The sequence below is a fragment of the Microcystis sp. M49636_WE2 genome (assembly GCF_030065375.1).
GTDB lineage: Bacteria > Cyanobacteriota > Cyanobacteriia > Cyanobacteriales > Microcystaceae > Microcystis > Microcystis aeruginosa_C.
The window spans coordinates 1-11,971 of sequence record NZ_JASJFG010000424.1; the positions used below are offsets into that span (position 1 = coordinate 1).

The 11,971-nt window shown below is 43.6% G+C and carries 10 protein-coding genes and 1 pseudogene; 6 read left to right on the top strand and 5 right to left on the bottom strand.

The window, feature by feature from the left end:
• Positions 1 to 1,813, bottom strand: a 1,813-nt coding sequence (gene mnmG / locus PX484_RS10115) for a tRNA uridine-5-carboxymethylaminomethyl(34) synthesis enzyme MnmG (protein WP_288103717.1), incomplete at its 3' end; no start/stop codon positions are given.
• A gap of 232 nt (positions 1,814 to 2,045) precedes the next feature.
• On the opposite strand from mnmG, the gene PX484_RS10120 reads away from it, so the two are divergent.
• Positions 2,046 to 3,473 (top strand): cytochrome ubiquinol oxidase subunit I, encoded by a 1,428-nt coding sequence (locus PX484_RS10120; RefSeq protein ID WP_024970726.1) that lies wholly within the window; start codon positions 2,046 to 2,048, stop codon positions 3,471 to 3,473.
• 8 nt (positions 3,474 to 3,481) lie between these two features.
• Complete coding sequence (cydB, locus tag PX484_RS10125) at positions 3,482 to 4,495, top strand: cytochrome d ubiquinol oxidase subunit II (RefSeq protein ID WP_150976589.1); 1,014 nt, start codon at positions 3,482 to 3,484, stop codon at positions 4,493 to 4,495.
• Between the two features lie 82 nt (positions 4,496 to 4,577).
• Here cydB and PX484_RS10130 read toward each other — a convergent pair whose 3' ends face one another.
• A complete protein-coding gene (locus tag PX484_RS10130) occupies positions 4,578 to 5,072 on the bottom strand; it encodes a phosphoribosyltransferase (protein ID WP_287764958.1) in 495 nt (164 codons plus the stop codon).
• A gap of 22 nt (positions 5,073 to 5,094) precedes the next feature.
• Complete coding sequence (locus PX484_RS10135; protein WP_002771307.1) at positions 5,095 to 5,328, bottom strand: hypothetical protein; 234 nt, start codon at positions 5,326 to 5,328, stop codon at positions 5,095 to 5,097.
• Between the two features lie 715 nt (positions 5,329 to 6,043).
• Here PX484_RS10135 and PX484_RS10140 point away from each other — a divergent pair.
• A complete protein-coding gene (locus PX484_RS10140; RefSeq protein ID WP_002757988.1) occupies positions 6,044 to 6,235 on the top strand; it encodes a helix-turn-helix domain-containing protein in 192 nt (63 codons plus the stop codon).
• A gap of 38 nt (positions 6,236 to 6,273) precedes the next feature.
• Here the strand turns inward: PX484_RS10140 and PX484_RS10145 are convergent, their stop codons facing one another.
• A complete protein-coding gene (locus PX484_RS10145) occupies positions 6,274 to 7,242 on the bottom strand; it encodes a formylglycine-generating enzyme family protein (RefSeq protein ID WP_287764949.1) in 969 nt (322 codons plus the stop codon).
• Between the two features lie 110 nt (positions 7,243 to 7,352).
• Entirely contained in the window at positions 7,353 to 10,001 is a 2,649-nt protein-coding gene (locus PX484_RS10150) for a sulfatase-like hydrolase/transferase (RefSeq protein ID WP_287764951.1), read from the bottom strand.
• Positions 10,002 to 10,530: 529 nt separating this feature from the next.
• Here PX484_RS10150 and PX484_RS10155 point away from each other — a divergent pair.
• The 3 genes and pseudogenes from PX484_RS10155 to PX484_RS10165 form a co-directional block, all read left to right on the top strand.
• A pseudogene (locus PX484_RS10155) lies at positions 10,531 to 10,681 on the top strand (transposase); the annotation flags it as partial.
• Between the two features lie 109 nt (positions 10,682 to 10,790).
• On the top strand, positions 10,791 to 11,480 hold the full coding sequence (locus PX484_RS10160) for a lecithin retinol acyltransferase family protein (protein ID WP_002736879.1): 690 nt from the start codon (positions 10,791 to 10,793) through the stop codon (positions 11,478 to 11,480).
• A 90-nt stretch (positions 11,481 to 11,570) separates the two neighbouring features.
• A complete protein-coding gene (locus PX484_RS10165) occupies positions 11,571 to 11,807 on the top strand; it encodes a hypothetical protein (protein ID WP_287764953.1) in 237 nt (78 codons plus the stop codon).
• Positions 11,808 to 11,971 lie beyond the last annotated feature (164 nt).

An 11,971-nucleotide genomic window follows, 5' to 3' on the forward strand; every position in this document is an offset into this window, starting at 1 on the left:
CGATGGTGGCGGGTTTAATTTTTGTTAATTTTTCCCGCGATTCCATTGACAAAGTTTCGATTTTCATGTAGTCAATATCGGGGGATAAATGACGGTTACTGTGGCGACTAATTTGGTCAATTTGATTTTGTTGTCGTTTCAAATAACCGGAATATTTAATCTCAATTTCTACCCCTTCTCTTTCGGCTAAATTTATATCAGGATTACCTAAACCATAACGATCAAGATCGAGATAATGCAAGCTAGGACGACGCAGTAAATCCGCTAAAGAGAGAGAACCTTTGATTTTTTGTTCCGTATCCTTAACGATGGCAATTGCCACCTCATCCCGTTCTTTAATTCTCGTTTCGTGTAGGCGTTCTTTTTCAGCGATAATATTAGCCTGTTTAGTTTGGAATAATTGCCAACGCCGGTCATCAATTAAGCCAATTTCTCGCCCTAAAGGTGTTAATCTTTGATCGGCATTATCCGATCGCAATACTAAGCGATATTCGGAACGACTGGTTAACATTCGATAGGGTTCCCGCAGATCCTTAGTACATAAATCATCGACCAAAGTTCCTAGATAACTTTCCTCCCGGGGAAAAACAATTAACTCTTTTCCTAAAGCAAACCGCGCCGCATTAATCCCCGCCACCAGTCCCTGGGCTGCCGCTTCTTCATAACCGGTTGTCCCGTTAATTTGTCCCGCACAAAATAACCCCTCAATCTTCTTCGTCATCAGGGTTGGATAACACTGAGTTGCTGGTAAATAATCATATTCCACTGCATAGGCAGCACGCAACATCACACAGTTTTCTAAACCGGGTAAAGTCCGCAGCATTGCTAATTGAACATTTTCCGGCAGTCCCGTTGAAAAGCCTTGGATATAAAGTTCGGGAATATCGCGCCCTTCCGGTTCAATAAAAATTTGATGACTTTCTTTATCGGCAAAACGGACGATTTTATCCTCAATACTAGGACAATAACGCGGCCCTTTCGAGTCAATAAAACCGCCATAAATGGGGGATAAATGTAAATTATCTCTGATTAATTGATGAGTTGCCGCCGTGGTGCGGGTGAGATGACAGTTCATTTGTTCCCGTTCGATCCACACCTCCGGATCAAAACTAAACCAACGCACCTCGTCATCGGGCGGTTGCGGTTCCATGCGGGAGTAATCCACCGAACGCTTATCCACACGGGCAGGAGTGCCAGTTTTTAGGCGACCAGTCTCGAATCCGAGACGATTTAGGGTTTCGGTTAAACCCACCGCCGCAAATTCGCCCGCCCGTCCGGCGGCCATAGACTTGCCGCCAATCCAGATTTTACCGCCTAAAAAAGTGCCAGTGGTTAAAATCACGGCTTTAGCGGCGAAACAAGTGCCGAAATAGGTTTCTACCCCTAAAACTTGCTCATTTGCCCCTAAAATCAGGTCTGTGGCCATGGCTTCCCGAATAACCAGATTGGCTTGGGTTTCGACGATACCTTTCATCACCGCCGCGTATTCCCGTTTATCGGTTTGGGCGCGTAGGGCCCAGACTGCCGGTCCGCGAGAGGCATTAAGAACCCGTTTTTGCAGATAGGTGCGGTCGGCCATTTTGCCAATTTCGCCGCCTAAAGCGTCCACTTCGTGGGTTAATTGGGATTTAGCCGGACCACCGACGGCGGGGTTACAGGGTTGCCAAGCGATTTTATCGAGATTAAGGGTGAGGAGAAGGGTACGACAACCGAGACGGGCGCAAGCTAGGGCCGCTTCACAGCCGGAATGGCCCGCCCCGACGACGATGACATCAAATTCATCTTGAAAGTCTGCGGCTGAGGAGAAAGTCATACTCGATCGAGGGGAAAATTAATTAATCAGGCTAATATTCTAGCAATTTTTCTGAGTTTCCCCTCAAATATAATACAAGATTACTAACTATGTCATTGAATACCATCAAAGCGATCGCATAAATCTAAAAACAATCTATATAATTCCTATTTACCCTTGCCTTTTCAGGGCATTACTGGCTAAGTATTATAGGTGCTTATGATATCTTCACGATCGTTTAAAGATTGTAATCATGGATTTACTTGCCAATCCCGTCGCTTTGTCGCGGATACAATTTGCCGTCACCGCTATTTTCCATATGCTTTGGCCGGTGTTAACCACTGGTATGGGCATTTATCTAGTCATTGTCGAAGGATTATGGCTAAAAACCCGCAATCCTGACTACTATCATCACGCTCGCTTCTGGGCAAAACTCTACATTCTCAATTTCGGCATTGGAGTTGCTTCTGGTTTACCCATGGCCTTCCAGTTTGGCATGAATTGGGCGCCTTTTTCGGAAGCGGTGGGGGACTTTTTCGGAACTATCCTCGGTTTCGAGGGAACCATGGCCTTTATGCTAGAGGCTAGTTTTCTAGGAATTATGTTGTTTGGTTGGGGACGAGTTCCCCCTTTAATTCACTTCCTAGCGACAATTCTCGTCGCTTTCGGGGCTAATCTTTCCACTTTCTGGATTTTAACCGCTAATTCTTGGCTGCAAACCCCCGCCGGTGGCATCTTCGTGGATGGTAAATTTATCGTTCAGGATTACCTACAAGCGATTCTCAATCCCTTCATGGTTAATAGTTTCCTGCATATGTTTTTCGCTACTCTGGAAACTTCTCTTTTCGTCATTGGTGGGATTAGTGCTTGGTATTTGCTCAATAAACGTCACATTAGCTTTTTTAGTCGTTCTCTCAAAATTATTCTTACTCTAGCGATTGTTATTGCTCCCTTGCAAATTTTTGTCGGTCATCTTAGTGCCGAACAAGTGTATCACTATCAACCGGCTAAATTAGCCGCCATGGAAGCGCAATGGGAAACTATTCCTGCGGGAGAAACTGCCGGTTGGAGTTTGGTTGCTTTACCCAAGGATAAAGCGGAGACAAATAGCTGGGAAGTGAAAATTCCTAATGCTTTGGGTTATCTTTTGGAGTTAAAACCCAAGTTATCGGAACCTGTTCTCGGCTTAAAAACGTGGAAATACGAAGACAGACCGCACATGGTGGGGCTAATCTATTATTCCTTCCGGATTATGGTCGCTATCGGTCTTTTTCTTGCTTCTTTAATGACTGTAACTGTCGGGCAATGGCTGTGCGGTCAACTGAGTAACGAAAAAATCGACAGTCAAAAATGGTTACTGCGCGCTTGGGTTTTTGCGGCCCCTCTGGGTTATCTTGCGGTTGAAACCGGTTGGATTGTCCGTTGTGTCGGTCGTCAACCCTGGACGGTTTACAATCAAATCCGGACAGTGGATGCTGCTTCTAAACTGCCCGCAGGCGAGATTTTAACCTCTTTAATCGGAATTACGGCGATTTATGTCGTTTTCTTGGTTTCTGCTCTCTATTTCGGTAGTCTTATTATCCGTCAGGGACCAAATCTTAACTTACCACTGCCGGGGACTCAACAGGAAAAAGTGACCTCACCAGAACTAAATCCTCGTTCCCTAGAAGCGCAACAATAGGAGGAACTATGGAACCGTTACAGTATTTTTTGCCACAAATTTGGTTTTTTATTCTGGGTTTATTCCTGTTTCTCTACGTCCTTCTCGATGGTTTTGACTTGGGGGTGGGAATTCTTTCCCTGACTTCCTCCTCCGAGAAGCGTCGCAGTATTTTAATGACCAGTTTGGGCAATGTTTGGGATGCTAACGAAACTTGGATTGTTTTGATGGGTGGTTCCCTGTTTGGGGCGTTTCCCCTAGCTTACGGGACAATTTTAAACGCTTTATACCTGCCTGCTGTGATTATGGTGGTGGGGCTATTATTTCGGGCTGTTTCCTTCGAGTTTCGTGAACATTCTCGCCAGAAATTGTTCTGGAATTATGCCTTCGGACTCGGCAGTTTTTTGGCCGCTTTGGGGCAAGGATTCGCCCTCGGTGCGGTTTTTGAGGGCATTAAAGTGGATGAATTGGGTCATTTTGCCGGCGGCCCCTTTGATTGGTTAACATGGCGATCGATTCTAGTGTCTCTAACTTTAATCCAAGCTTATGTTTTAGTGGGTTCCACTTACCTAATTCTGAAAACTACGGGTAATTTACAGGAAGTTCACTATAAAACGGCAAAAATTGCCGCTATTACCACTTTTATCGGTGCTGTCTTTATCACCATCAGTACGCCGCTGCTTTCTGACCATATCCGTCAGCGTTTATTTGACCCTCGACTAATTTACATCTTTATCCTCATCCCGATTTTAGCTGTGCTGTTACTGGGTTTATTATTGCGGAGTTTGCAACTAAAGGAAGAAAACACCCCCATGGTCTGGACAGTATTGCTGTTTATGCTCTCTTTTCTCGGTTTGGGATTGTTGATTTTCCCCGATATTATTCCCCCGTCAGTGACAATTTATCAAGCGGCGGCCGCCCCTAGTTCTTTGGTGTTTATGCTGACTTTTGTGGGTTTTTTAATCCCAATTTTACTAGCCTATACAGTTTATAATTACATCGTTTTTCGGGGCAAAATTACTGCTGAATCCTACGGAGAATAGATGGCGTTGCCGATTTCAGATATGAATCTTCTTTGGTGGTATTTTTAAGGGGAAACTCTCTACCGCTGATGCTAAACTGAATTTATTCTAGGAGGTCTTTGGGTGTAATTAACTCGTAACGCTCGAAGGGTTGATGAATCCAAGGATTATCGGGGTAATATTCCACATAATAGTCAGGTTTGATTCTTGATGCCGCTTTGTACCAGATCACCGCAGTTTTGATATTGGTAATCCCGTATTTTTCCCGTAACAAAATCGAGGTTTTTTGGAGAGTGATTCCCGAATCGACTAAATCATCCACTAATAACAAGGGACTCTTTAATTTGGGTTCGATCATGGCTAAATTCGAGGAAATAGTTAATTCTCCCCGAATTTGATGATTTTCCCCCCCGTAGGAAGCAGCGTAGAGAATGGCTAGGGGTTGACGAAAAAGACGACAGAGAATGTCACCGACGCGCAATCCTCCCTTAGCTAAACAGACAATCTGAGCAAATTGCCAACCAGAATGATCGATTTTTACTGCTAATTTTTCGATCAGACGATGGTATTCATCCCAAGAAACATAAACATCGGCCATATTTTCCATTCCCGATTCAGAATTACTTATTTTCGGCAGGTCGATCACTACTCCAGGCCCACCAAACTCGATCGCATTGACAATGATAGAATTCCTGCCATTTACGACGGGAATCTTCTCCTAAAACGGGTGCGCGGCGATTGATCCAAACGGCCTGAGCTTCTTTAGCTTTTGCCCCACAGTAAGGACAACAAAAATTGTAGGCGTGAACGGCATTCTCTGTCCAGTCAGGGGGAAAGGGACTAAAAGCATCCATAATCTCTGGGTTAAGGGGGTTAACAGTCAAAAAGGGGCTTGAATCGCTGGTGTTTAGGCTATAGTTCTCAATTTCTACCTCGATAATTTTTACAGCGTTTCCCATAGAGATGAAGTGTAACCTAATTTGGTATTGATGACCGACTCCACCAGAGGAAAACTTCGTGCCTCACCATTAAGATGAATGCTACAATAGGTTTTGACAAGCTGTAAATCTTCAAATATGGAAAGAAGTTATACAAAAGTTGCTTTTATAGATAGGAACATAAATTAAATATACCCTAATAAGGGTGAATAAGCCAGGCTTATAATTTTACCAAAACTAATGAAATAGCTTCTCAAACCACTCCCCAAAAATGATTATTTTACATAAGTACATTTACCTTGATGTGCTGCTGGGTAGGTTTTGTGCTGGCTAAAAGTATCGTTGGCATGAGACACCTAAGTGCGCTCGTGAAAATGCAAGGAATTAATGTCAATTATAATCGCCAAAGTTTAAATAAAATTTTGAAAAAAGGCACGTTAGAAACGCGCCTCAAAAATTATTAATTAAACTTCAGTTAAGAGATCTAAATTTAGACTATTAGCAGCCTAAACGACGTTTGTAGCCTTCAAAATCTTCACGCATTTTCTTATAGGCCAGATCTCGTTCTTGGGGCGACATATAAGCACGATCGCTTAGAGTGCTTGGCTGCGTCATATAAGCTAGAGTAGAAATGTCTCCTCAAAATTATTTTAAAAAGCTTCGTCTTAACGCCTTACATCAATCCATTACCCAAAACCCCGAACTAACGTTAATTTATCAAATTGCCGAAGAATTAGGTTTTTTTGAGCGAGGACATCTTGCCTCTGATTATAAACAACTGTTTGGTTATTTTCCCTCTGAAACTTTTAAAAATAGAACATAATGAGCCATCTTAATTGTCATTGTGAGCGGTAATAAATTCTAATCAGGACAAAAAATTGTGCGAAAACCGATATGATTGGTAGAAGTGTCGATATCTTCGGGATGGCGAGCGGCGGGACGGTAACGAGCGCAGTAGTTAGGGGCGCAGAGGAAAGAGCCTCCTTTGAGGACTTTACGGGGTTTTCGCATTGAGGGATGAAGTTTGAGGTTATAACTATCTTCTTCGGTTCCGCCTAGGGGATTTTTCGGGGTACAACAGGCTTTAGTCGGGTTTTTGGGATGTTGTTCCTGATACCAATCTTGTGTCCATTCCCAGACATTACCTATCATGTCATAAAGTCCATAACCATTGGGGGGATAGCTTTCTACTGCTTCTGGACCGGGTGCATGAGGTTTGAGATTTTGCCAAGGAAATTGTCCTTGCCAAGTATTAGCCATGACTTTACCATTAGGCATAAATTCATCACCCCAAGCAAATTCTGCCCCCTCTAAACCCCCTCGTGCAGCAAATTCCCATTGTGCTTCAGTTGGGAGTTCTTTTCCTGCCCATTTTGCATAGGCAAGGGCATCTTCATAGACAATATGTACTACAGGGTGGTTTTCTCGATTTTTAATCGAACTATCGGGACCTTCAGGATGTCGCCAATTTGCCCCCGGCATATATTGCCACCAGCAGACAGTACGAGGATCAACGGGACGATCTGGTTTCACAAAAACGGCAGATCCGGGAACTAATATTTCAGGATCAGCATTAGGATAATCTTCTGCTTTCGGTGGTTTTTCAGCAAAGGTAATATATCCTGTTTCTTTGACAAATTTTCTAAATTGTTTATTAGTGACCAAATATTTATCCATCCAAAAGCCGCTAACGGTTACGGTGTGGACGGGTCCTTCTTCAGGATATTTACGACTGTTTGACCCCATTTCAAATGTTCCCCCCGGAATCCAGATCAGATCTTTATGGGGAGGTTTACCTGGAGCAGATGAGGGGTTTTGAGATATTTGCATACTCAAGATATAGCCTTTATTTTATCAAGGGTTAGAGTGGGTAGGGGCAATGCAGAAATTACCCCTACAGCTTTGAAAGCAAATCGGGTCTATGCTACAGACTAAGCAGATTAGTCACGCCACAACATCCCTATTAATTCTGTCTCAGGATCGATCGCGCCCGCACCCGCGTCATTTTTAATCGTGACAATGACTTTTTTCAGCTTCGCACCTTCAAACTCGAAAAACTCGAACTCATGTTCGTAGTCTGATGATACAGGCTGTCCGGGATCTCGACCAATATTAAATCCCACCCCAAACTTACCCGGTTGAGTCAGGAATTGATCAGTATATTCTGGGAAAGCTTCCTCAATCGTGGCATTTTGATTAATACCATTGATATAGAGTTGTACCTCTCCTATGGTACTACCACCAAACTTGCTATCCGGTTGTTGATTGGGCTTCTTGTTAAATACAACTTTGAGTGTATTTTCCTCGTCGGCAAGATTAGAGATAGAGAGTGGACAAGTGATCTTCTGTTGCTGTTGTCCTAACCAGTTATAGACATAACAGAGTTTGCCCTCGTAGATATAGAAACTATATCCACCAAAACTTCCTCCATGAGCTATCATTACCCCTTTAGGAGTCTCACCCGTGGAGAAATCAACAATGGCTTCGATTTCGTAAGAACGACCTCGGGTATTCGGAGCAACGGCTTCGGGAATTTCTGATCCCCCTGGATAATAGGTGTAACTGAAGGTAGCATCCTTTGGGTCATCTTGAGCAAATGCTGGGGGACGTAATTGGGGACGATCTCCACCCATAGCCGAGCGATCATCAATAGGCATACCTTTGTATAACCCTGCTTGCACGAACCACATATACTTCATCTGTTCGAGTTTATCGGCATATTTCGGGTCATTAGCTAAGTTACGAGATTGAGTCGGATCGGGAGTTAATTCCAGATCCCCATCCATACAGTACAATTCCCAGATATCCTTCTCAAAATTACCCCAATTAGAAGGTGCAGGAGCATGGACAGTACAAACGTGCCAACCTTTATACCAGACTCCCCTTGTTCCTAACATGGAATAGAACTGAGTTTCTCGCACTTTTTTGGGTTTTCCATTGGCATCCTTGGGTTTTTGCTTGTCAGAGAGTCTGTAAGCAAATTGATACTCAGGTTGAGCATATTCGGGAGCGAAAGTATAGGCGAAGCTAATTCCCTCAATGGGATTTTGGGTGTAACCTTTAACCACTTCTGGGGGTTCTACACCACACATTTCGTAAAGGGTAGGTACTAAGTCAACCGCGTGAATGTACTGTTTGCGAATCCCCGTATCTGCCATTCGTGACTTCTTAATACCCGGTCCACACATCATAAAGGGAGTTGCAGCACCACCTTCATAACCTGACCAACGTTTCCAGTATTTGAAAGGCGTATCAAAGCCCCAAGCCCATCCTGTAGGATAGTGATTATAGGTTTTCAGTGTGCCTAAATCTTGGAGAAGGGCAAAGTTCTTGTCAAAATCATCGGGAATACCGTTAAAGAACAGGTTTTCATTCACTGAACCATTAGGCCCACCTTCTGCACTAGCACCATTATCAGCTACAGCAACAATGATGGTGTTATCCATTTGACCCGTTTCTTCGAGAAAATCGAGCAAACGACCGATTTGTTCATCGGTATAGGTGGAGAATGCCGCATAAATCTCGGCCATACGGATAAATAATGCCTTTTCTTCGGGACTTAATCCTTCCCAAGGTTTTACCCAATCAGTTTGAGGCCACGTCTTACCATCAGGAACTCCTTGGATCTTAGTGTGGTCAGGGTTATGTTGTGCAAGCTCACCTTCACCATGAGGATTAATCACCGAGGGTTCTGTTACCTCATCCCCAAAGATGCCTAATTCTTTCATTTTGGCAAGGACTTCTGTGCGATAGACTTCATAGCCATCTTTAAAGATACTTGTCTCGACAAAGGATAAATCTTCTGGATTATCGGGATCTCCCAGGCTCGTGTTATAATCATAATCTAGGATCTTCTGAGGCCAGATTTGATGGGGTGCATGGTTGGCACCGGGACAGAAGTACATCAGCCAAGGTTTATCTGGAGCGATCGCCTTTTGATCTTGGATAAAGGCAACTGCCTTATCTACCAGGTCTTTCGATAGATGATAACCGTTCTCTGTATCCCCCATATTGGGACCATAAGGAGGTTCAATCAGATGGTTATCATAGACCAGATCTGGATACCATTGATCGGTTTCTCCGCCTAAAAAGCCATAATAGCGTTCAAAACCACGACCTAAAGGCCAATGCCGCTTCGTGGATGCCATATTTGCCTCTTCTTCTGGCACTAAGTGCCATTTACCAAGGGCGAAGGTACTCCAGCCACGCTCACTCAATACGGCTGGAATCATGGCATTTTCAAAGGGAATGCGACCATTATTACCAGGGAAACCCGCTGTCACCTCTTCGATACAAGACATCCCGTTACTGGTAGCATTGCGTCCATTTAATAGGGATGAACGAGTGGGAGAACAAAGAGCGGTAGTGTGAAAGTTGGTATAAATTAAGCCTTTTTGAGCAATACGAGCTAAATTGGGCATTTTAATTTTGCCACCAAACATTTCCCAGGCACCAAATCCCGTATCGTCAATGACTATGTAAAGAATATTCGGTGAATTTGCGGGTGCTTTCGGTTCGGCGTAGGGTTCCCAATCGGGTACGGAATCACGAATATCGAGGGCGATTGTCCCGTTGAATTGTTTAGCCATAGAGTCTCCGTAAGAGGCTTGTCACAGGTGTCTGATTCGCTCGTCTGAGAGCGGCCCATTTCAAGTTTGAAGCATACCAGTACCTGACTGACTAGATGCAGAAACGTTGAATCCTGTCATAAAACTTTACCTTGACGGTTCTTCGTTACTTGTTATGGTTCGATAGGGGGGCATAAATCGACTAAATCTTTATCTGGCAAAAGATTTAATTGAACGGTGGCGGCGAATTCAGTGGCGGTGAAACAAAGCAGTTTATTGATGAGTGTGGGGTATGGCTATTTTTTATTTCATGAAAAAAATATCAAACAAAGACTATTTGGTTGTATTATTATACTAGCTGGTGTTTCTCTGTTAAGCATTCTTTAGTAAAATAAGAAAAGGCTCTTCTGGATCAAGGATGATAATCAAAAATTATGGCGAAAGGCTGGCTAAAAAGCGGCAGCGCATATTTTCAAAATCAGGAATCGCGCCTCTAGGAGGGTTAGTGATTCTCCTTCTCCGCTGCCCCACCAGAGTCCTTCCACAGAGTCAACGGTTAGATAATTACTGTGAAAATTATACAACCAATGGATTAACTGAGGGCATGAATACAAAAATAAAGCCTATTAAAAGAATAAGTTATGAATTAAAGCAATCTTGAACATTTTCGACTTAAGCTGTTTGCTGGCTTTAATTCATAACAAAAAGTAAAACACGAAAACCAGAATACCCAAATCTGAATGGCTTATTAATAACTGGAAAAACTGACTCAATAGACAATCTCCTTGTTTACTTTATCACTAAAAAAATATGGCTAAAGGGGATCAAATATACGCCTATCGGGAATTGCTCAATCTTCAGGGTGTTTATGCTCATCATGGCATCGATTGCGGTGATGGTAGCGTCATTCATTACCGAAAACCGAGCGAGATTGTGGAACGAACTTCCCTAGAAACCTTTGCTAGGGGCGGTAAAATCTATGTGGTGCGCCATGTAGAGGTGGGATTTTCCTTTATCCCCGATGTGGTGGTAGAAAGGGCGCTAAGTCGTCTGGGGGAGCAGAAATATAATCTTCTTTTTAACAACTGCGAACATTTTGCCACTTGGTGTAAGACCGGTATTAGCAAAAGTCAACAGATAGAAGAATTTATCCCGATTATTACCCATTTACAAGCGGTGGGACTCTACGAACCTCTGAAAAAATCCCTCATCGGAGCCGACCCCAACAATGCCCAAACCCTATTAAAAGGGGCTTTAAGCAATCTTAAGGTGAGTTGGGATGAAATTCAACCCCAGTACAAAAAAGCCATTCAAGAAGCAGAAACATGGAATCGAGTAGCGATCGAAGCTTTAAGCAGAAATCGCGATGATTTAGCCCGGGAAGCCCTGAAACGCAAGGTAGAAGCCAAAAAACAGGCAAAACGCCATCAGGAACAATTGGATCAAATAGCGGCCATGACCGAAAATGTTCTTAAAAGTCTGGTGATTGCTAACGGTTAGTCTGGATGTCAGTAAACGGTTCAGTATCTAACCCTCTGCCAATTGCCTCGGTTGATTCCTATTCAAATCAGGTAATTTTAGTCGCTCGCTATGGAAATCTGGATTATTTTACGTTTTTCAATCGCCGCTGCCATTATCGCTTTAGTTTGCTGGTCTTTAGCCAGTGCCGTGCGCGATAGTTGGCAAGTTGCGCGACGGATGCACTCCATCCCTTGCTCCCACTGCCGCTACTTTACCAACGATTATCGCCTCAAATGTAGTGTACAACCCAGGAGCGCCAACACCGAACAAGCGATCAACTGTGGCGATTATTTTCCCGATGCCTAGTTTGCCATAATACCGAAAAGCTTTTCGAGATGGTGCGAAATTTGCTAGTCTAGGCTAAATAGGTCTGAAATAGTATAGAAACGTGGATACAATTATTGGTCGGGGCAAAACAGCCCGTAGAGCTTACGGTATCGATGAAATCGCACTTGTACCCGGAGTGCGAA